A 20,874-nucleotide genomic window follows, 5' to 3' on the forward strand; every position below is an offset into this window, starting at 1 on the left:
ACCGCGCTTGCCCGCCGTCACCGCCCACTTCGGCGTCACGCCGAAGCAACGAGCCCGACCTCGCGCGCATCACTGGTCCCTCATCGTTGCTCGCGCTCGACACGAGTCCTGGCTTTCGAACCGCCACCGTCGTTGAGTGTGCATCCACCGGAGTGGCCACGGCCCGGCGCCCATCGTCAAAGTTCGGGACTACCGAGGCGACGCGGGGCTCGAATGACGAAAACCACGGGCTGTTCGGGTTGCGTCGGTTCGGAACCGGTGGTGGCACCCGACCGGGAACCCGCCTCGGCAACAACGGCATCGGACCTTCAAGGTCAAGGCCGCTCTCCTGCAATGACAGAGGAAAGCACTGCGGGCAGTACTCCAGCGCGGGGCGCGCGGAACGGGTTCGAACGCAGGCGACACCGCACTCCGATAGGCCAAAGAACCGCCCGCCGCCGCACAGCCGCTCTTCGTTGCCAGGCAAAACCAGGTGGAGGAACCTGCCGCTCCACAGCCCTGGCCACCTCGTCTGCTGCGCGTTGAGGTCGTCGTTCATCAATCCCCTCCTGCACTGAGGGCGACGGACCTGGCAGCGGCCGGGGATGCGCCGCCTGGTCCGCCGCGTCCGAGGGAAGCGAGCGGCGGAGCGGAGCACCACAGCCTCCGGGGTCCGCCGACGGGCTGGTCTCCACGCCCCGCCACTCGCCTCATGAACCCGGGCGCCTCTGCGGGTAGGCGTCGCCCGGGCGAACTCGAAGGAGGTGAATCCGCTCCGGAACCGGCTGCCGCATCTGCGGGCCGGCGGCTCGTCGCGGGACGGAGGACCGGTGCCACCGCGTCGTGTACGGCATCTCCGGTCATGGCCACCCCTTACGCGGTTCCGTCCACCTTCGTCGAACGTTGCCAACGTTGCTTTGTTGACAGCATCAATGTCAACACCGGAAACATTGGAGGGCAATGACCTGTTCGGGTGATGTGCGCTTCACGGCGCCACTGCCCTATCCTGTGTTGCATGCCTGGCAACACGGCGACAATCAAGTCCAAAGCAGTCGGCGCCAAGCTGAGGAAGCTGCGAACAGATCGCCGCCAATCGCTCCGAGCTGCGGCGGCTGACCTGGGCATCGATCCCCGCACATTGCTTCGCTACGAGACCGGCGAGCGAGGCCCGAAGGCCGAGACGGTCGCCCGAATCTTGGGTCACTACGGCGTCAACAACGGCCTATACGACGAGATCATGGGCATGCTCGCCGATGTTGACGCCCCGCAGTGGCTCGCGATCTCGTTGCCAGAGCAACGGCAACAGACCGCCGCCCTGCTCGAGTTCGAAGCAGCGGCCGGCACCATCACCGAGGTTGCGCCGCTGCTGATCCCCGGCCTGGTGCAGAGTCCGGATTACACCCGCGCGATCATGTCCGGTGGCACGGTGCCGTCCGACGAGGTCAGTCTCCGCGTTGCAACTCGCCTCGGTCGCCGAGAAGTCGTGAGCATCGATAGGCCCAATCCCGCGAACCTGGTCGTGCTGGTTGGCGAGGCCGCCCTGCGGCAGGTGATCGGGACCAAGGACATGATGGTGGAGCAGCTGGACTACCTGTTGAAGGTCGCGAGCTGGCCACATGTCGACGTGCGGGTGGTGCCGTTCACCAGCGGTTGGCATCCCGCGTTGGAGGGTGCATTCACGCTGATCGACCCGCGAGCCGACGACGGGCTCTCGATCGTATTCCTCGAGAACCGGCGAAGTGGGCTGATCCTGCACGAGGACAAGGACGTGAAGGCGTATCGCGAGGCAATCCCACTCGTCTCGTCAGCCGCGCTGAGCCCCGCAGCTTCGATCGAGTTCATCGCCGATCTTGTCAACGGAATGAGGACACCATGACTGCGCCGTCAACCGCCAGCAGCTGGCGGAAGCCGCGTCGGAGCCAGAACGGCAACAACTGCGTGGAGGTCGCGCTCGCCCCGACCGAGGTCGGCGTCCGCGACACGAAGGATCGAGATAGCGGGCAGCTGTCGGTCACCAGCACGGCATGGCGCGCGCTGATCAAGAACTTCTCACGCGAGTGATCGAACCATCTCGATGCCACGGTGAGTTTCCACCGGGGCATCGGCGTGCTCGGAACGGATGCTCCGGCGCAAGTCCGCTCACGAACCTCCGACAGCTGTGCGTCGACCGACGAGCGTAGTTCACACCTTGGGGAATTCGTGATCACCGTCCTCGCTGGAGCTGTAACTTCAAAGACGCCCTCAGCACGCCCTCCCTATAGCGTGCGGAGGGCGCTTCGCATGGACTGGAGGTCCGTCCAAGCCTGGGGCGACGGCTTTCAGCTCTATCCACGCTGCGGAAGCACTCGAACCGTCCACGCCGTGGTTCAAAGCTGGGGGAAGGCGCTCAGGTTCGGGATGACATGCGTGGCGCCGGCGGCGCGGAGCTCCTCTTCGGGGGTCTTGCCGGTGGCGACGGCGATGATCACGACGCCCGCAGTGAGCGCGGCTTTCACGTCGTTAGATGTGTCTCCGACAAGCACAGTGTCTGGGTTCGCGAAGCGTGTGCCGGTGCGTTGTTCGGCGCGCTGCTGCGCGATCGTCACCAGCATCGACCGGTCAGCGTGGTCGTCCCCGAACGCGCTGGCTTCGAGGTCGAGGTACTTGTCTAGGCCGAAGACCTCCAGCTTGATCCGCGCCACCGCTCGCAGGTTGCCGCTGAGCACCGCCTGGTAGACGGCCGGGTCACCTGCCAGCCGAGCCAACGTCTCCTCCGCGTCTGGCAGCGCGCGCCCCGTTGTTCGCAGCTCGTCGCGGGCATCCTCGTACTCCTGCACGAGAGCGTCCGCCAGGCGCCCGACCTTGTCGGCCGTGGGTTCGATGTCGTTGATGCGCAGTGATTCGGCCATGATGTCCAGCTCGGTTCGGCCGGCGATCTTCGCCAGCTTGGCGAGCGGCCGGCCCGTCACGGCCGGAAAGGCGCGGTCGTAGATTGCTCGCCCCACGCCGCGGGTCTCGATCAGCGTGTGGTCGACATCCCAGAGCACCAGGGTGCGGGGAGAGCGATGGGGGACGGTCATGCGCACAAGTCTGCCAGCCGTGACGGCGCGTATCGGCCGCGTTACCATTCGCGCAGGTCAAACCTGACGAGAGGGGCAGGGGCAGGTGACCGACGAACATCTGGCGCACGTGGTCGGCAGCCGCGTCCGGTTCTTCCGGTCGACGAAGCCGTTGACGAAGACCGTCGTCGCCGGCCTGGCCGGGATCACGCCGGACTACCTGTACCAGATCGAGCGCGGTGTCAAGATGCCCACGATCCCGGTCCTCGTGCAGCTGGCACATGTTCTGGATGTCGAGCCGGGCGACCTGCTCAACGAGATACCTCCGGCTCGCCGCAAGAAGGTCACCGGCAACGCCGGCGACGCGCTGCAGCGAGCCCTGACCCGGCCGGCAGCTCCGGCTGACGCGCCCATTCTCGACGATCTGCGCGAGGACGTTGTCCGCGCCTGGCACACCTGGCAAACCTCGCCGCACCGCTACAGCGAGCTGAGTGCCGAGTTGCCCGAGATGATCGCCGGGGCGCGGGCGGCGGTGAACAGCAGCGACGCCCGCGACCGGCGAGCGGCGCACCGGTACGCCGCAGACCTGTACGGCCTCGTGCGCACCGTCACCAAACGGGTCGGTCGCGGCGACCTGTCCCTTCTCGCCGCCGACCGTGCACTGCGGGAAGCCGAGGCCGCCGACGACCCGATCCGGCTGGCCGCCGCACGCTGGAACCTGGGCCAGGTGCTCCTGGCCGACGGCAGCGTCGAGGGCGCCGAAGAGGAAGCGGTCGACGCTCGCGCCAGCCTCCAGCCCCTCATCGAGCACGAGAACGTCGACGCGCTGGCGCTGTCGGGCTCGCTGTTGCTGCTCTCGGCCATCGCCGCCGTCCGGAGTGGCAATCGCTGGACAGCCAGAGATCGTCTCCGTGAAGCAGTCCCTCTCGCCCAGCGGGTCGGCGAGCACAACGCCTGCTGGACGGCTTTCGGCCCGACCAATGTCGCGATGTTCGCGGTGAGCATCGAGGTGGAATCCGGGGAAGCCGTCGAAGGGCTACGGCTGGCCGAGACGATCGATCACGACCGGTCTCCGTCGGTTGAGCGCCGTGTCGCGTTTCTCGTCGATCAGGCCAAGGGCTACACGCAGCGCCGCGACTACTCGGGCGCGCTGCTCATGTTGCAGGCCGCAGAGGCGGAGGCTCCCGAGGACATCCAGTACCGGCCGGCCGTGCACGGCGTCCTCGGAACCTTGACCGATCGGGGTCGCGGATCCGTCGCGCGGCAGGCCGCGTCACTGGCGAAGCGCGCAGGGCTGCCGACGGTGTCGTGAAGGCACCCGAGCTGACAGTTCGAGTTACCGGCAAGTAGCGCTTTTACGGTTGCCCTTGGCAGCTCGGCGGCCGGCCGACCTCGGCCTGCAGCCGGGGCGCGGACACCTTCCCTCCGCGGGAGGGCTCCCCTCACGTTCGCGCCCGACGTCCCGGTCGCCGGGCTGCCGTCCATGGCAGGACCCGAACGGAAGGACAGCCAACGGTGAGCGATCACGCGGCAATATCCCCGGAGGAGGAGCCGCATCTGGACGCGCTCCGCCGTGCAGTTGCGCAGGGGTTTACCCCGGTGCCGCTGGCGAACGTCCCCGTCCTGTTCTACGAACGTCCACGCGGCTGCGTGGTGGAGACGATCAAGATCGAGTCGATGACCAAAGCCACTGCAGCTCACTGGAGGCCGGGCGACGACAGTCCGTGGGACAACGCACAGGGTCCCATCTGGCAAACAGATGGCGACGTGGCGACGGTCATCAATGAATTGCTGACGCTTCCACACCCCGACCCGGACCACATTTTTCCCCGTTGACCGCCGACCCCCGCACGACGGAAGCGGTCGACTCGAACCTCAAACCTGGAAGTCGAATGTCCGCCACATTTACGTTGACCACCGACGAGTGGAAGATTATCTCCGCCCTGAACGAAAACCCTTCCGGGTTGACCTGCTTGAACGTTGCACTCAAGCTCAAGATTGACGAGAAGCTGACCTACAGGATCTTGGTTGGATTGAGCGCGAAGGGTCTGACGTCGAAGGAGCACCAAGAGTCTGGTCTGGGGGTCAAAATGCTCATACATACCAGCACCGATGTCGGGCGTCGACTTCTCGCCGAGTTAGAAGAGGTCTAGGTTCTCGTGTCGAGCTCTCCCAGGCAGTGGCGACCCCACGAACCTCATAGTCTCGGTTCAAGGATTCCCGACTCACCAGAATGGGAATCCACAGCCCGCCCGCGACCCCTGCACGACTGGATAGTTCCGGAAATGACACCAGCGTGGCCCCTTGAAGACCGAGACGATTCATAAACTCGCGACCGACGCAATTCCAACTCGATCGACCTAATTCCGGTCGTATCCCTAGGAGGAATCAGTGCACCAACTCATCGCCAGCCCGTTCCTTGGCGAATATCTCGTGACACGCCCCGACAGCGAGCGTGGAGTCAAAATTCCCCAGGGTCGCTACCGGCAGCTGAAATCCGCTGAAGCCGGGGAACTCGTGCCGGAATGGCTCGAGCAGGCGGTGGCGCAGTGCTGGGGTCTGAACGTGTCCGGCCGCGCGCTGAGTGACGTCGTGCTCATCCGAAGCGAGTCGGCGCACGGGTTCGGCCGGGCCAGCTACGAGCTCAACCTCGGCTGCAACTACGACTGCGAGCACTGCTACCTCGGCCTCAAGCGTTTCGAGGGTCTGTGCTGGTCTGATCGTGAACGGCTGCTGCACATCATGCGCGACGCCGGCGTGCTCTGGCTCCAGCTCACCGGCGGCGAGCCGCTGATCGACCGCCTCTTCTCCGAGACCTACGAGTTGGCGTGGGACCTCGGCATGATGATCGGCATCTCGTCCAACGGATCGCGCTTGCACAACCCCGACATCCTGAACCTGCTCACGACCCGCCGGCCCTACCGACTCACGATCAGCGTCTACGGCGCGACCGAGGCCAGCTACGACGGCCTGACCCGCCGCCGCGGGTCGTTCCGGAAGTTTCAGAGCGGGCTCGCTGCCGCGGTCGAGGCCGGGCTGCCGCTCAAGCTCAACATCGTCGTCGCACGGCAGAACGAGCACGAGGTCGCCGAGATGCAGGCGATGGCCGAAGGACTCGGGATTCCCTATCACGTGTTCACCAACATGAGCCCGACCATCTACGGCGGACCGGAGAGCCTGCCCGCTCAGTCTCGGGAATTCCAACGACAGCGCAAGCCGTTCGGCGGCTGCAACGCCGGAGTGACGTTCTTCCACGCAGACCCGCACGGCGTCGCCTCGATCTGCAAAGTCGGGCGCGACCCCTCGGTCAACCTGATGTCCGAGGGCGTCGCAGGGTTGACCAATCTGGCCGGAATTGCCGAGAAGCTGCAGACCCGCACCGGCGGGTGCAGCGGGTGCACCCTCTCCGGCACGTGCTGGGTCTGCCGTCCGCTCGCGAAGCTGTACCAGCAGGCGAAGGCGCCGCTGGGCTCGTACTGCCAGCACCGAGGGAGGTGAAACCTCCTGACCGCTGTCCTGATCGACCTCAAGCCGCCATCCGCGATGGCAGCCGACCTCGGCGAGATCCAGATCGTCCCCGATCTGGAAGCCCTGTCCGAGGAAGGCCGGTGCAACTGCGCCGCCAGTGACGACAACCCCTACTGACCGACCGCGGGCGGGCGTCGGGGCGTCCGACGCCCGCGCCCGCCCGACTCTGGCTTACGCTCCAGATCACCAGCGCTTGCCAACCTCACGAGGACCGACACCACCCATGGCCATCCCGCGCCAGCACTGGGAAGAACTCCCCGAGCCCGTTCACGACGCCGTCGAAGCCCTGCTCGGGCCCATCCAGACGGCCACCACGGTCGGCCTCGGGCAGAACTCGGCCATCGCGGCGGTCCTCGCGACCCCGCAGCGGCGCTTGTTCGTCAAGGGCCTGCGTACCGACCAGCGTGCGGTCGTTGCCCAGCAACGCGAAGCGTCGATCAACCCACACGTCCGCACCGTGGCACCCGAGCTCCTCTGGCGGCTCGAGATCCACGGCTGGGATCTGCTGTGCTTCGAACACCTCGACGGTCGGGCCGCCGACTACTCCCCTGCCTCGCCTGATCTGCCGCGACTGGTCGACACCATGCGCCGACTGGCCGCCCTGCCCTGCCCGGACCTGCCGCCCACGGTCTTCCGACCTGCGCAACTGCGGTGGGCCGAACTCATCGACGACCCCAACGCCCGCCAGCAACTCGCCGGCGACACGATCCTCCACACCGACTACAACCCCTCGAACATCATCGTCACGAGCACCGGCGATCTGAAGATGATCGACTGGGCGTGGCCGACCCGAGGAGCCGCCTGGATCGACCCGGCATGCCTGGTCCCCAGGCTCATCGCCTGGGGTCACACACCTGCGAGCGCCGAAGCCGTCGCCGCGCAGTGCCCGGGCTGGACCGACGCCGATCCAGCGATCATCGATCTCTTCGCCGCCGGCCTCACGACCATGTGGGACGCCATCGCTCACGACGAGCCGGGTGAAGACTGGAAACAGACCCTAGCCACGTCGGCCAAGCAGTGGCTCGAGCATCGGACCGCACCCGCCTCCGCCTGAACCTGGCTCGAAAACCGCCAGGTCATCTACTCGAATTTCGGTAATCACGCGTTTCTGTCGGACGTCGCCCTCGTATTTGATCTCTGTCACGCATCGCCACGAGACAGCCCGGAGGAATCGTCGTATGGCCAGCCAGCTCCAGGAAGCCGCCAGCCAGATCCAGGCGCTCGCCAGCAACTTGCCTATGACCGCCGTCCAAGCGATCACCCAGGAACTGGAGAGCGTCGCCACCCACGCCGCCGCGATCGTCGGCGGCACGCCACACGAAGCGGTCGTTACCCAGATCCAGCAGGTCAGCCAGGAGATCGGGCAGTCTGTCGGCGCGCAACTCCAAGGCCTCGCGCAGCAGCTTGAGCAGGTCGCCGCCGCGATCGCCGGCGGTTCGTAGACATCTTCTGGAGCGCGTCCGGCAGGGCCGCCTAGGAAGCATCCGCCATCCGGTCCCGCGAATCAGCAGCGAGTACAGCAGGCCCGAGATCGGGTCGGCAGCGCGCCCGTCGGATCATCGCCGGCGAAGGGCGATTGGGTGCGCTCCGACGGCTCGAACGTCGAGCTTCAGAGCGGAACCCGCGACGAGTACTACCAGCAGGCAATCGAGTTCGTCGCCACGAATCTCCCGCCTGCCCAGCGAAAGGTCGCACGCCTCGCCTCACACATGGAAGTCAAGGTCGCGATCGAGATGAGGAACAACGGCCTCACCGAAGAGACCGTCGTCATCGACCGCTCGGTGTGCGGCACCAGGGACTTCGATAATTCGGCCCCGCTGACCTGCGACAAGCAGCTCGAGACGACCTTCCTCGCCCCCGGCTCCACGCTCCACGTCGCGCAGCCGGACGGCAGTACCATCACCTACACAGGACGGGAGGAACAAACATGACCCTGACCGCTTACGGCCCCACCTACCGAAACGGTGAGGAAGGTGGGTTCAACCTCGAACTCACCAGTGACGACGACGTGCGCCGGCTTGTCGACCTCCTCGCCCCGGACGACGTCTCCACCGCCACCATCGAAGCCGAGCACGGCGTCGTCGACGCCCACGTGCATGGCGACTACGGCTACCTCCTCTACAACGGCGAGGAGATGATCTCCGCCTTCACCGACGGAGACCCCGCATCGCCTGAAGTCACCGACTCCGAGACAGGATTCCCAGCCGGGTCAGGGGTTCCGCTCGATCTGTTCATCAAGGCGCTCGTCGAACTCCTCCACACCGGCCGGCTACCTCAGGCAGTTCGGTGGAACGGCGCGGCGCTGCCTCAGACCGACTGAGGCACGGCATAGCCGTCAGTAGTACCAGCAGGTGGCCCAGCCGGCTCGCCACCTTCGCGCCGGAGCCTTCGACGGCCGATGAGCTCCCGGCGGACCAGCGTTCCTGCCAGTCACCCAGCAACAGCCTCGCCTTCGCAGTCGTGGAGCCCGACATCTACGACACGCGCTTCGCGCCATGCCGACAACTTCAGTAGGCACAGCAGCTCTGAGCAGGGGGATCCGTTACTAGCGCTGCAGGCATCGTCAGCCGTCGCGTCGGCGCCACTCAAGCAGAGAAATCACCTGCCCATCACCTTCATCCCGACCTGTCTCTTGTTCTGTCGGAGCCAGGTCGACACTCGGGGTGCGCGACGTCACAGTGCGGAAAAGTTCGGACGGGACTCGACATTGTTCTATGAGCTCTTCCGCACCGATTCCCTCGTGATCGAGGAGTTCCACCGCGCGCGGAAGAAGCGATGGTTGTTCGATCGTCGTCACGAGGCCCGGCTCGTTCCGCCGCCATCCCCGGCTCGAGACTGTGGTCATGGCATTGCGGTATGACACGTCGCTGAGGCGTCCGAGACGCCTGGCCCGGTATAGCAATGCCTGCATACTGACGCCCCACTGCTCCTTCAACCGCGCCAGGGTCCGCCAGGCGCTGCTGTTCATCATGGTCGGCAATTGGTCAAAGATCTGGTCAGCTGGCATCAGCAGCGCGGCGGCGAACCGGTGTGCCTGATCTTCGACAATCCGCCCGCCGGGCTCGGCGTCGCTGTGCATCACCAAGTGCCCGAGTTCATGAGCGACGTCGAAACGTTGCCGGTAGTAGTCACGTTTGATCGGGTTGAGCACGACTACGGGACGCAGCTTGCTGTCGAACGAGTAAGCGTCGACTGACGCCGCTTGTGGCGGGCTGAACACCACGAGCACTCCATGGTTCTCAAGCAGGCGCACCAGGTGCCCCATCGGTCCTGGCTCCAGCACCCACGTGTCGCGCAGGGCGCGCGCGGCTCGTTCCGGGTGGTCGCTGGTGCGATCGTCGACGGACACCGGATAACCCGGTACATGGGGCTCCGGGAACTCAACGTGACGTTCAAGACTCAATGTGATGTCCACCGCGAGCTGGCCGTAGGCATAGGCCTGGTCCCTGGCGAGCTGCGTGGTCGACCGCAACGAACGGAAGTGCGGGGTGGAGCTGACGGATGCGACATCTTCAGGGCGAACCGCGAAGAAGCCGGGGTCTACGGACAGTCCCAACGCCAGCTGTCCGACCGTGGCAGCAGTGGGGTGCTTGGCGCCCGACTCCCAGTTCGCCACCGCTGTCGCGCTCTTGCCGATCTTCGTCGCGAGCTCACTCTTGCGCAGACCAGCTAGGTGCCTGGCCAACGTCAGCCTGGCACCGTCGAACGCCATGACGACCTCTGCCGCCCGGTCTCCTGATGACCTGTTAGAGCCCACCTGCACCACTGTCGCGATCGTTACGTCGTTCTTCCGCGGACCGGCGCAGCCGGACCGGAGCATCCGACACCGTGCTGGGGCCGGTCGGCAGCGGCGTTCCGCCAGTCCGGCGCCCGCCATCAGCCGGGAGCATACCCAAAAGATCTTGCTTCCAACGCCAGGCCTGGCCGCCACCCGAGTTCAGACGAGCTCGGCCGAAGACCAACTCGATGTTCCCACTGATCGGGTCGAGACTGTGCGCAACGACGTACGTGACAAGGTCCAGATCCTCATCCAAGACCTCGAGTCCGCCGAGCTCTTCCAGGAACGCATCCTCGAACAAGGACGGCTGTGAAGGCTCCGGGTCACGCTGGCCTGCCACGCGTTGTTTGGTCGGGCTCTTCTGCGGCCACGGCAGTGAGTCCAACTTTCCGAAGTCGCACGACGCGAGAAGGAATCGCAGCTGCTCGAACACCCAACCCGGGCTTCCGTTCAGGTTCGAACGGCGCACGAGGCCTGCGTCCAACTTCGGCATCGTGTCGATGTCCCGCCGAGTAAGCCCCTCGAACAGAAGATCGAGGTCAGCATCGTCATCACCCGATCGCACTGCGTATCGCTCGCACGCGAACACTCGATCGAGCCGATCTCGAAAGAGGGTGTAGCGCATGCTGCCGAGCAATGCTGCATCGTGCCCCTCGGCCTCGGAGTAGATGTCCAGCGCGCCACTCGTAGCGGACAGGTACGCCCATGTGACTCCCTGGAGCACACCTGCGCCACTGAGGCTCTCGATCACGTCCTGCGGTTCACTCACAAGAGGAAAGCTACACCATGGCCAGTATTTTGCGCTTCAAACTCAACCTATACGGCGTGTTGCGCGTTGCCTTAACAACCTGGCACACAAAGTAGTCGTCGACAACATCGACACTGTCGACAAGGCCGCGTCATCCCTCCACGGCCTCCTGCCCCATCTCTCACGCGTGTTGCCGAGTATCGCCTTGACCTCGGCGATGTCGGCACAGGCGGACTCAGGTCGGCTGGCGCGTCCCGATCTGGCGCGCGGCGCGGATCACTTGCTCGAAGTAGGCGCTCGGCGTACTGAAGTTGCGAGGCTGCGATGCGTCCCCCGCAGCTGGTCCATGAACATGGCCGCCTCGGCTTCGACGGAGAATAGTTCCCGCCGGATGCGGGCGATGCCTGCTGTGTCGCACAGACCGCGATCGGCGGCAGGTGCCGGGCCGCCCGGACTAGAAGCCCAAGCAGCAGTGTGCCCTGCGCCGATTGCGGGACCACGCAATCAACGCAGGGCAAAGGAGAATCCGCGTGCAAATCGGTGCTCTACTAGAGGCGCTTCACGGATGAGTCGAAGTTGTTGCCGCCGTAATAGGTGAAGTTGTACCGGGAGTTCGGCGGATCACAGTTTCGTCGGCCGGTGTAGTTGTACCCCTCGTACAGGCAGAAGTTCCACGGTGAGCGGTTCCACTGCGCGCTCGCGGCCTTGTCCAGGCCCTGGTTGGCGAGGTTCGGCGAGCCGGTCTTGAAGAAGGCCATCGCTCCTGCACCGTCGTAGCCGTCAAAAAGACAGTAGTAGCCCTGTGGGCAGCGGTGCCATCCACCAGCCTGGCCCGTTACGACTCCGTTGCTCTTTCCCGAGCCGACGATGGACTGCTGGACTTCGGCCCGGAACGCACTCTCCGACCAACGCGCGGTCGCAGCGTGCGCGGGAGCCTGAACGAGAACGCTGCCGGCCAGCAGCAATCCGAGCGAGGGCAGGAGACAGCGGGCTGTTTTAGACATAGGTGTTCCCTTCGATGAATTGCGTACTTTCGATTCGAAGGACTTGCCGACCACTCAAGCCCCGCGCGACCTACCGCTCAGGCCGGCTGGCTGCTCCGCGGACGGAGGCAGCCTCGCGGACCTGCTTCCACGATTGGCAGCGGTCACACCAGGCGTAGCCGGGGCCAGCAGCAGGATCGGCCGCCAGGTCGTCGAGGGTGTTCTCGTCCGCATCGCTGACCGTGCTGCGGTGACCGCATTGCAGCGTGTAGTGCGCCACGTTCCTCCTTCTGTGTTCGAGCGACATCTCGCCCGGAGAGCCCGCTGGCGGGCCCGCGAAGTCGCCATGGCGGGTGGCGTCCGGCGACGACGGACGCCACCCGGCCGGCATGCGGATCGACCGAGTGACGCGGCGGAGACCCGGCGGTACGCGTCACGCTGAGGGGGTTGCCGGTTCGCATGAGTCCACTGTGGCCATTCGTGCACACGACCGGAAGCGATGAGCGAACACAGCCGTGTCCTGATTGTGTGCCGACGTGGTGACAGTCTTGGCAAGAAGAAAACAGTTGCCAACGAACAGCAATCCGCGCACTCCGTGGCTCCGTGATCAACTCTGCGGTAGCGTCGAATTCGAACCTGGCGAACAGAGGGGGATGGATGGGCAAGCTGTCTGGGCACGTCGCCGTGGTGACCGGTGGAGCGCGCGGCCTGGGACGCCAGATCGTCGAGGCCATGGCGGGCGAGGGCGCCGCGGTGGCGATCGCCAGTCGTCACGGCGATGCATGTACGGAAGCCGCTGAGCAGATCAGGCGGGACCACGACGTCGACGCCATCGGCGTCGAGTGCAACATCGGGTCCTGGAGCGCATGCGACAGCCTCGTCGAGACCGTCTACGCGAGGTTCGGCCGCGCCGACGTGTTGGTGAACAACGCCGGCATGGCGCTGCCGTACCGGACGATCGACGACCTTGACGAGCGAATGTGGCGCAAGGTGCTCGAGGTGAACCTCCTCGGCGCGGTCTCGCTGTCTCAGAGCTTCGGCGCCAGGATGGCCGAGGCCGGCAGCGGATCGATCATCAACATCACGTCAACCGGCGCGGTTCGACCGAAAGATCCCTTTGTTCCGTACGCGGTGGCCAAGGCGGGCCTGAACACCTTGACGCAGGCGCACGCGCAGGCGTTCGGCCCGATGGGTGTTCGAGTGAACGCCATTCAGTGCGGCCCATTTCGGACACGAATGGCCGAAGCGTGGGATGAGAAGGCTGTTGCCGTTCTCGAACGCACCGCCGCTCTGCGCCGGATTGGCGACCCGGAAGAGATCCGCGCCGCAGCGGTGTACCTCGCCACCAGCGACTCGGCGTTCGTGACCGGCACGATCCTTCAGCTCGATGGTGGCGCGACCTTCTGAGCCCTCGAAATTCGCTTCGCAGTGTCCCGGGTGGACACGCCGGATAGGATGATCTTGTGAGCGCCGGAGAACAGGCCGCATCGGGCCGACGGACGTTTCGCGACCTCGGGTCGTGGATGGTCTTCGACGCACAGAGCCGCTTGTACGCGATCGGCGAACGCCTGTACGACGGGGTGTCGATCAACAACTCCGACAACGCGGCCCGCAAGCTACTACCGCCGCTGATTGCCCTGGCTCGGCGCACCCGCGAGCCCGTCCACCAGGAGCGCTCGTACGCCCGCAGCACGTTCGAGGTCCTGGTCAAGCCGGTGCTCGGCGGGCGAGACGGAACGCCCATCGCCTTCCTGAGCCGCTACGTCTATCCAGGCGACCCACTCTCAGCGGCGCCCTTGGTCGCCGCTTGGGAGTGGGAAGAACCCTCCGCCGGCTCCGACGGATCGCTTCAGCACTGGTGGGGTGCTGACGCACCCGCGCTCTACGGGGTGGCCCCGCCATCGCCAGGCTGGGAGGGCGGCCGCAGCGGGCGCGACCCGTACCGGTTCATGAATTCGATCCTGGTCGAGGACCACCGCATCCCCACCACCGCAGTCATCTCCGACTTCCGCAGTTCGGCCGTCGGCACGCCCCTGATCAGATACATGGAGCAGCAGCACGCTGCAAGCGGCGAACGGCGGGTCATCCGTGCGGTGGGGCAGAAGAAGTCCGACCGCCTCTACGCCGGCTTTTCGATGCGGGTCGACCCGGCCGCGGCAAGGCAGGCCGTGGAGCCCCCGCTGCTCCAGCAGCTCAGCGCCTGCGCGGCCCTCATCGAGGACCCGCTGATTATCGTCGACTCGATCCTCGACGCGGTCGTGATGACCAGCCCTGACTACCCCGCCGAACAGTCCCCGATACCCGACAAAAGCAAGCTCGCCGAACTGCTGGAACCGGAGGACGTCCACGCTGTGCTCAAGCTCGTCCGCGACGCTGCGGCTCATCCGGCGAGCCGACTTCCGGCGGTGGCCGCCCGCGTCAGGAGAGCGGACGGCTCGGTGTGGCGGGTGCGCGTCCACGCAGTGGGCGTCAGCGCCGGCACCACGCCAATCGGCCAGTTCGTCATGTGCCGCCTCGAACCTGGCGACGACCGACCTTAGCGGCCGAGAGGTCGCCGCCCTGATCACAGCACCGGCGACGGCCTCTCGTCCACCTGCTGATCAAGAAGCTGGCGCATCCGGGGCGTTCAGGACCGCGTTGAGCGACGCGATCTGCGCTTGGATGTCGAAAGCGCGCGGGTCGTGCAATGTCTCAAGGATCTCGGCGGCCTCGCGATATGCCTCGCGGGCGTTGCGGTCGTGGCCGAGCTTGCTCAGGACTTCGCCCCGCACGGTCAGAGTGTCGGCTTCCGCCCAACGCTCGCGGCTTGTCCGCCGCAGTTCGAGAGCTTTGTCCAGATGCGTCAGCGCCGGCCGATAAGACCCATGCTGCAATAGCAGCAACCCGAGCTGGTGGTGGGCCAAGCTGATCGCGCTCTTCGTGCCAGACCGCTCCGCCAGCTCGAGGGCATCGTAGGCCGTCTCCGCCGCCCTTTCGTCCTCCCCGAGCTGCTGCTCGCCCGCGAGCATCGCCTTCGACACGGCGACGCCGAAGTCGAGGCCGGCCTCGGAGAAGAGCTGTTCGGCGCGCGCATACAACTCGCGGGCTTCGTCCGCGTGTCGAAGAGACGCGTGCGCGGACGCAAGCGCGAACGCCGTCCAAGCCTCCAGGAGGTCGTCCCGGTCATCGGCCCCGAGTTCTCCCTGCAGCCGCAGCCCGGTCTGGAGCAGCAGGATCGCATCATCGGTATGGCCCACTTCGTGCCGGACCCAGCCCAGGCTCAACATGCTCCGCGCATGTCCGGCGCGGTTGTCAGCCCGGAGCGCCGCCGCCCGCCCGTCTGTGGCCGCAGCCAGCCAGGCACGCCAGTTCTTGGTGATGTAGAAGTACGGGAGCAGCATGGCCGGCAACTTCCAGCCGAGGTCGCCCGCTGCGACGCTACGTGCGACCCACAGGATGGCCTCGGCCTCGATTCCGAACCAGGTCAACGCGGCGTCATAGTCGTTGCGCCCGAACGACAGCGGCACGACGTCCTTGACGGAATCCAATGCGAGCCCCGTGCCAGCCCAGTCTGGCGCCAAGGCGTTGCTGGCCGCGTGGGTTGTCGCTGCGTACCAGTGCAGCAGCCGGTGGCGAGCCCTGTCGAGCTCACGTGGCGGTTCGTCGGCGCCGGCGCGTTCGTGGGCGTAGGCGCGCAAGAGGTGGTTCATCCGCATGCGGCCGTTCTCGACGAGCTCGACGAGGTGTGCGCGGTGCAGGACGTCGAGTGCCCGGCCGGCTTCGGCAACGGTGATCTCACCCAGCGCGGCGGTGGATTCCGGGCTGATCACGGCTGTCGGGCTGGTACCGAGCAATCGGAAGATTCGCGCCGGTTGTGACGGGAGCGCCAGGTAGGACACGTCCAGCACGGCGCGGATGTTGACGGCCGGGTCGGACGAGGTGAACAGTGCCAGCCGTTCCGGCATCGTGGAGAGCTGGCCGGCGACCTGGTCGAGGGTATGGCCGCCGTGCTTCGCGTACTCGGCCGCGATGCGGATCGCCATTGGGAGCCGCCCAGCGCACCTCACGATCTTCTCAGCCGCGCGGAGGTCGGCATTCACCCGTGCTTCCCCCACACGACAGCGCAGCAACGTCATTGCCTCGTCGACGGGAAGAGGCGGCAGCTCGATCTGCACCGCCCCGGTGTGGGTCAGCAAGGCGCCCTGGTGCTCTCGGCTGGTCACGATGAGAACACTTCCCGCGCCGGGCAGCAGTGGCCGGACCTGCTGGTAGTCCGCCGCGTTGTCCAGGATCACGATGGACGGACGGCTTGACAGGCGAGACCGGTATCGCGCCGCGCGTTCTTCGACCGTCCCCGTGAGCTCGGAGCCAGGGGCTCCCAGCGCACGCAGGAAGCCGTCGAGCACTGCGCCGGGTTCCGCCGGCCTACCGGCCGCCAGCCCGCGCAAGTCGACGAACAAGCAGCCGCCCGGATATCGCTCCTGGACCTGCGACGCCCACTGAATCGCCAGTTCCGTCTTGCCCGCCCAGAAGCCGCCTTCGATGAGCACTGTGACCGCGGTCCCGTCCTCGTCCCGGGCTGCCACGGCATCATCCAGCTGACGGAGATACCCCTGGCGGCCGGTGAAGTCCGAGGCCGGCGGGGGCAGCTGCATCGGCCGAACGTGGCCGCCATCGAGCCGCTGCTCAGTGGCTATCCGCACCAGTTCGCCGTCGGCGCCGAGGACTTCATCCAGCCTGTCCACCACCGCCGGCCGCCGGCCTCGGTGGCCGTTGAAGACCTTGGAGACGTAGCTTTCGCTGTAGCCCGCCTGGCTCGCGATCTCCCTGAGCGTCAGGCCCTTCTCTCGACACAGCCGCCGCGCGGCCAGCGCGAAGACGCTTTGATCCCTCATCAGTTGCCTCCCCAAGCAACAGCGCGTTCCGGCCGGCAGAACCCTGCAGCTGCGACGCATCAGCGCACATTGTCTCCGAGCAGGGTGTTCCGACGGCGAAATCGATGTGATCAAAAACCGCTCCGACGTTCGCCGGATGCAGGTTTCAGAGTCAACTTCACATCAAGATCGCGACCGATCATGAAGAAGCCTCATAACCGATCTCCTCCCACGCCGATGACCGTGTCTTCAACCAGCGGGCCAGGCTCAGCCACGCGGCCGCCCTCCCCTCGAGGCGACTCGATCAGCAGGCCTCCATAAATACCTTGATCAACTTGGAAGCATCAACACCGTTGCTGAGCATTAACTCTTCCGGGTGATAGATGTCAGTAGTTTCACCTATGCGACCACACAGATGCGCGGCGAGACACCTGAGCAATGGACCTTTATCGTCACGGACCAAAGCTGGTCCGACAAGAACGTGTGCTCGAAAGCAGCGGTGCCGTTGCTCGGTTCGACGGCACCTGTTCAGCTGTGCGGTCAGTGAGGGACTGCTGCTCCGGCGATCGCGAGCAATGACCCAGCTCCCGCGGCGAGGAGCAGGGTGGTGACGACACCGCGTTTGAGCGCCAGCAGCAGGATCGCGGCGCCGAGCAGGATCGCGTACTGCCAGAGCTCGGTGAGGCTCAGCGCCAACGGGATGGCTGAGCCGAGAATCGCGCCGACCGCGGCAGGGCCCGCGCCGTCGAGGAACGCGCGTACATGTGGATTACCGCGTAGCCTGTCGAAGTGTCGGGCTCCGAGCAAGATGAACGTGAAGGACGGGGTGAATGCGACGACTGAGGCGAGGATGCCGCCGGACAGCCCCGCCGCGGCGTAGCCGACCACGGCGACCGTTTGGACGACCGGGCCGGGGGTGATCTGGCCGAGGGCGACCGCGCTGAGGAATTGGCCTCCGGTCATCCAGTGGTAGGTGTTGACCGCGTCGTGCTGCATGAGCGGAATGATCACGAAGCCGCCGCCGTACGACAGTGCGCCCACCTTGAGCGCCACCCATGCCACCGTCAGGAACACCCCCGCTCCTGCGGCACTCGTGACTGCGGTGGCCAGCGGTTTCGCGGGCAACGCGAACAGGGTCGCGGCCGAACCGCTGCGGTGAGCGCGTTGCACGGTCAGTTCGATGACGCCGCAGGCAAGCAGGACAAGCACCAGCCACGGCCCCAAAGTCGCCGTCGCGGTACCACCGGCAACGACGTACAGGCCCCACCGCACGCGGCTCGTCATGCCCGCGCGACGCCAGCCGGCCGGGATCAGGCCCACGCCGGCGTGCGCGGCGACGGCCGCCACCGCCGCGCCGGCACCCGCACCGGCGCCGCGCACCCACGTCGGCGGGGACCCCACGAGGAACAAGGCGGCCAAGCCGAGGATGACGATCAATCCGGGCACAATGAACGCCGCCCCGCCGACCAGCGCGCCCACCCGGCCGCGTACCCGCCAGGCGGTGAAAATTGCCAGCTGCGTGGAGGCCGGGCCCGGCAGCAGGTTGCACGCGGCGATCGCGTCCTCGAACTCCTGCCCCGATAACCACTTCCGCCGTTGAACGCGCAACGCGCGCAACAGAGCGATGTGTGTGGGCGGGCCACCGAATCCGATGCAGCCGATCCGGCCCCATTGCCTCAGAACGATGCCCAGGCTGGGCGCCCCGTCGGTGGTGGATGGTTCAGGTGCGTTCGCAGTGTGGTCGAACATCGGCTCCTGCTCGGGGTCCGGGGTCACCGCCCGACGGGTTGGAACACTTCGACCGGGTTGCCGGCCGGGTCGTCGAACACGATCTGGCGGCCGCCAGGGCCCGTGATGACGTCGCTGCGGAACCGCACCCCGGCCTCGCGCAGCCGCGTCACCTCGGCGTCGATGTCGTCGACGATGAAGTGGATGCGGTTCCATCCGCCGGGGCCGGGCTTGCTCCCGTCCGGCATCGGGCGTCCCGCGGAGCTGGCCGGGCCGCTCAGCAGCAACCGCAGGTTCCCGCGCACAACGTCGGCGAAGGCCGGCACCGCGCTCGAGCGCACCGTGAAGCCGAGCTTGGAGGAGTAGAAGGCGACAGCGGCTTCGACGTCGTCGACGAGATACCGCACGCTTACCAGTTCTGTGGTCATGTTTGGCTCACCTCTTCGGGAGTGGTTGCCATCAGGAATCCGATCCGCGTATCCAGCTCTGCGGCGACACGGCGGAAGGCCGGGTAGCTGTCCGCCTCACGTGCCGGGTCGGGGATGCTCCAGTGGATCATCCGAGGTCGGCCGGGAAACTCCGGGCAGACCTCACGAACCCGGTCGCACAAGCTGATCACCCAATGGAAACGCCGCTGCCGCAACGAATCCAGATGCGTAGGCTCGTGGGTAAGCGTGATGCCGTACTCGGCCATCGCGCGCACCGCCTCCGGGCGCAGTGGTTTCGGATGACTGCCCGCGCTGGCCACCTCGGCCCCGGTGCGGTGGCGCAAGAGCGCCGCGGCCATCGGCGACCGGCCGCTGTTGCCGGTACAGAGGAACAGCACCCGCAGCCTGGCCGGCCCACGGGCCGCGCGCGTGACACCGAGCCCAGGATGCAACGCAGCGCCGGCCTCGGCGAGCGCGTCCGCACACCGGCGAAGGTCGAGGTGGTAATACGTGTCGCGCCCATCGAAACTGCTCCGCCGCGCGGTGACCAGCTCCGCCGTGCGCAGCTTGCGCAGGTGGTAGGACACCAGGTTCTGCGGCTGCCCGACGGCATCTACCAGCTCCCGCACACGGCGGTCGGTGTGCGCGAGCTCGCGCATCAGCCTCCAGCGCAGCGGGTCGCCAGCCAGCCGCACGAATGGCGGCGGCTCAGATGGACCAGTTGCCGACACGCAGCTGACGATACATCAATACAGATTGATGCATCTACCCCTCGGGCCGGCCCGCACAGCCAAGTTTTGCCGAACGAACCGCCGGAGAGCGGCTGTGCGAGCGAGCGGCACCGCTCAGGACGGTGAGGCGTTCGGGGGCTTCGGTTGCTCGCCGGTTCCGGTCGTCGCCGCTGGATGGCTGGTTTCGGTTGCGGCGTGCGGGGTGGTGATCCAGCGGGCGGCGAGCAGGCCAGATGCGGCGGTGAGGATGGCGGCGGCGATCACGGTGGTGTTGAGGCCGAGGGTGTCGGCGAGGATGCCGGCGAGCAGGGCGCCGACCGCGTAGCCGGTGTCGCGCCAGAAGCGGTAGGTGCCGAGGGCGTTGGCGCGCCAGGCGGGGTGGGCGTGGTCGGAGATTGACGCGATGAGTGTCGGGTAGACCATGGCGGTGCCCAGGCCGAGTGCGATGGCGGAGATGATCCCTGCGAGCAGGGGATCGGCGAGCAGGGCGAGCGCGAGCGCGAACCCCGCGGCTTGGACGAGCATGCCAGTGACGATGAGGGGTTTGCGGCCGATGCGATCGGAAAGGTGCCCGCTGGGGATCTGGCCGAGGCCCCACAACAGGGGGTAGAGCCCTTTGATGAGGCCGACGGCGGCGAGCCCGAGTCCGTGCTGGGTGAACAACAGCGGGAACACGCCCCAGATGAGACCGTCGTTGAGGTTGTTGACCAGGCCCGCCTGGCTGGCGCCCCGCAGGGATCGGTTCTGCCAGGTGGTACGGGCGAAGGTGGCGGCCAGACGGGCGGATTGGGCGCCGTCAGCGGGTGCGGGGTGGTGGGACAATTCCAGGGCGACGTGCGCGGCGGTGTCGCGCACGACGAGGGACAGGCCCAGTCCTGCGGCGACGAAGACGACCCCGATGAGTTCGGGGAGGGGGCGAAGGCCGTGGGTGGCGGCTAGGTAGCCGGTGAGCAGGGCGACGGCACCGACCGCGACGTAACCTGCGGCTTCGTTGAGGCCGGTGGCCAGTCCGCGGCGGGCCGGGCCGACGAGGTCGATCTTCATGTTGACGGTCATCGACCAGGTCAGTCCCTGGTTGAG

Annotated in this window: 21 protein-coding genes and 1 pseudogene; 12 read left to right on the forward strand and 10 right to left on the reverse strand. The window is 66.5% G+C overall.

Annotated elements, in window-relative coordinates; all coding sequences use genetic code 11:
• Positions 1-994: 994 nt before the first annotated feature.
• Together AB0H62_RS21000 and AB0H62_RS21005 are read left to right on the forward strand one after the other, a co-directional pair.
• Entirely contained in the window at positions 995-1,855 is an 861-nt protein-coding gene (locus tag AB0H62_RS21000; protein WP_360587553.1) for a helix-turn-helix transcriptional regulator, read from the forward strand.
• Positions 1,852-2,040, forward strand: a complete 189-nt coding sequence (locus tag AB0H62_RS21005) for a DUF397 domain-containing protein (protein ID WP_220241407.1) — start codon at positions 1,852-1,854, stop codon at positions 2,038-2,040. The genes AB0H62_RS21000 and AB0H62_RS21005 overlap by 4 nt, the downstream gene beginning before the upstream one ends.
• A 305-nt stretch (positions 2,041-2,345) precedes the next feature.
• Here AB0H62_RS21005 and AB0H62_RS21010 read toward each other — a convergent pair whose 3' ends face one another.
• Positions 2,346-3,038 (reverse strand): HAD hydrolase-like protein, encoded by a 693-nt coding sequence (locus AB0H62_RS21010; RefSeq protein WP_220241408.1) that lies wholly within the window; start codon positions 3,036-3,038, stop codon positions 2,346-2,348.
• A gap of 85 nt (positions 3,039-3,123) precedes the next feature.
• On the opposite strand from AB0H62_RS21010, the gene AB0H62_RS21015 reads away from it, so the two are divergent.
• From AB0H62_RS21015 to AB0H62_RS21050, 8 genes and pseudogenes are all read left to right on the forward strand, one after another.
• On the forward strand, positions 3,124-4,329 hold the full coding sequence (locus AB0H62_RS21015) for a helix-turn-helix transcriptional regulator (RefSeq protein ID WP_220241409.1): 1,206 nt from the start codon (positions 3,124-3,126) through the stop codon (positions 4,327-4,329).
• Positions 4,330-4,532: 203 nt separating this feature from the next.
• A complete protein-coding gene (locus tag AB0H62_RS21020; RefSeq protein WP_220241410.1) occupies positions 4,533-4,853 on the forward strand; it encodes a hypothetical protein in 321 nt (106 codons plus the stop codon).
• Positions 4,850-5,170 carry a hypothetical protein gene (locus tag AB0H62_RS21025; RefSeq protein WP_220241411.1) on the forward strand — a complete coding sequence of 107 codons (321 nt, stop codon included), beginning with the start codon at positions 4,850-4,852 and terminating at the stop codon, positions 5,168-5,170. Before AB0H62_RS21020 ends, AB0H62_RS21025 begins: the two co-directional genes overlap by 4 nt.
• Before the next feature lie 238 nt (positions 5,171-5,408).
• Positions 5,409-6,515 carry a radical SAM protein gene (locus tag AB0H62_RS21030; RefSeq protein WP_220241412.1) on the forward strand — a complete coding sequence of 369 codons (1,107 nt, stop codon included), beginning with the start codon at positions 5,409-5,411 and terminating at the stop codon, positions 6,513-6,515.
• A 253-nt stretch (positions 6,516-6,768) separates the two neighbouring features.
• Positions 6,769-7,599: an aminoglycoside phosphotransferase family protein gene (locus tag AB0H62_RS21035; protein ID WP_255638089.1), complete on the forward strand. Its 831-nt coding sequence runs from the start codon at positions 6,769-6,771 to the stop codon at positions 7,597-7,599.
• 124 nt (positions 7,600-7,723) lie between these two features.
• Entirely contained in the window at positions 7,724-7,987 is a 264-nt protein-coding gene (locus tag AB0H62_RS21040) for a hypothetical protein (protein ID WP_220241413.1), read from the forward strand.
• A 54-nt stretch (positions 7,988-8,041) separates the two neighbouring features.
• Positions 8,042-8,476 (forward strand): annotated as a pseudogene (locus tag AB0H62_RS21045) (DddA-like double-stranded DNA deaminase toxin); the annotation flags it as partial.
• A complete protein-coding gene (locus tag AB0H62_RS21050; protein WP_220241414.1) occupies positions 8,473-8,865 on the forward strand; it encodes an Imm1 family immunity protein in 393 nt (130 codons plus the stop codon). The pseudogene AB0H62_RS21045 and the gene AB0H62_RS21050, both read left to right, overlap by 4 nt.
• A 243-nt stretch (positions 8,866-9,108) precedes the next feature.
• On the opposite strand, the gene AB0H62_RS21055 is transcribed toward AB0H62_RS21050, so the two are convergent.
• The 4 genes from AB0H62_RS21055 to AB0H62_RS21070 form a co-directional block, all read right to left on the reverse strand.
• Positions 9,109-10,257 carry an XRE family transcriptional regulator gene (locus AB0H62_RS21055; protein WP_255638090.1) on the reverse strand — a complete coding sequence of 383 codons (1,149 nt, stop codon included), beginning with the start codon at positions 10,255-10,257 and terminating at the stop codon, positions 9,109-9,111.
• Positions 10,258-10,291: 34 nt separating this feature from the next.
• Positions 10,292-11,092, reverse strand: coding sequence for a hypothetical protein (locus tag AB0H62_RS21060; RefSeq protein WP_220241416.1), 801 nt, complete (start codon positions 11,090-11,092; stop codon positions 10,292-10,294).
• A gap of 527 nt (positions 11,093-11,619) precedes the next feature.
• A complete protein-coding gene (locus AB0H62_RS21065; protein WP_220241417.1) occupies positions 11,620-12,129 on the reverse strand; it encodes a peptidase inhibitor family I36 protein in 510 nt (169 codons plus the stop codon).
• A 16-nt stretch (positions 12,130-12,145) separates the two neighbouring features.
• Complete coding sequence (locus tag AB0H62_RS21070) at positions 12,146-12,334, reverse strand: hypothetical protein (protein ID WP_220241418.1); 189 nt, start codon at positions 12,332-12,334, stop codon at positions 12,146-12,148.
• A gap of 377 nt (positions 12,335-12,711) precedes the next feature.
• On the opposite strand from AB0H62_RS21070, the gene AB0H62_RS21075 reads away from it, so the two are divergent.
• Entirely contained in the window at positions 12,712-13,461 is a 750-nt protein-coding gene (locus AB0H62_RS21075) for a glucose 1-dehydrogenase (protein WP_220241419.1), read from the forward strand.
• Positions 13,462-13,517: 56 nt separating this feature from the next.
• Entirely contained in the window at positions 13,518-14,594 is a 1,077-nt protein-coding gene (locus AB0H62_RS21080) for a hypothetical protein (protein ID WP_220241420.1), read from the forward strand.
• A 60-nt stretch (positions 14,595-14,654) separates the two neighbouring features.
• Here AB0H62_RS21080 and AB0H62_RS21085 read toward each other — a convergent pair whose 3' ends face one another.
• From AB0H62_RS21085 to AB0H62_RS21105, 5 genes are all read right to left on the reverse strand, one after another.
• The gene (locus AB0H62_RS21085; protein ID WP_360587559.1) at positions 14,655-16,928 is read right to left on the reverse strand and encodes a helix-turn-helix transcriptional regulator; all 2,274 of its coding nucleotides are present in this window, start codon (positions 16,926-16,928) and stop codon (positions 14,655-14,657) included.
• 519 nt (positions 16,929-17,447) lie between these two features.
• On the reverse strand, positions 17,448-18,656 hold the full coding sequence (chrA, locus tag AB0H62_RS21090; RefSeq protein ID WP_220241422.1) for a chromate efflux transporter: 1,209 nt from the start codon (positions 18,654-18,656) through the stop codon (positions 17,448-17,450).
• 23 nt (positions 18,657-18,679) lie between these two features.
• Entirely contained in the window at positions 18,680-19,063 is a 384-nt protein-coding gene (locus tag AB0H62_RS21095) for a VOC family protein (protein ID WP_220241423.1), read from the reverse strand.
• Positions 19,060-19,722 carry an ArsR family transcriptional regulator gene (locus tag AB0H62_RS21100; RefSeq protein WP_220241424.1) on the reverse strand — a complete coding sequence of 221 codons (663 nt, stop codon included), beginning with the start codon at positions 19,720-19,722 and terminating at the stop codon, positions 19,060-19,062. Before AB0H62_RS21100 ends, AB0H62_RS21095 begins: the two co-directional genes overlap by 4 nt.
• A gap of 186 nt (positions 19,723-19,908) precedes the next feature.
• Positions 19,909-20,874, reverse strand: a 966-nt coding sequence (locus tag AB0H62_RS21105) for an MFS transporter (protein WP_360587561.1), incomplete at its 5' end; no start/stop codon positions are given.

Origin of the sequence: Amycolatopsis sp. NPDC050768 (assembly GCF_040654155.1) — a bacterium.
In the GTDB taxonomy this organism is placed as follows: domain Bacteria; phylum Actinomycetota; class Actinomycetes; order Mycobacteriales; family Pseudonocardiaceae; genus Amycolatopsis.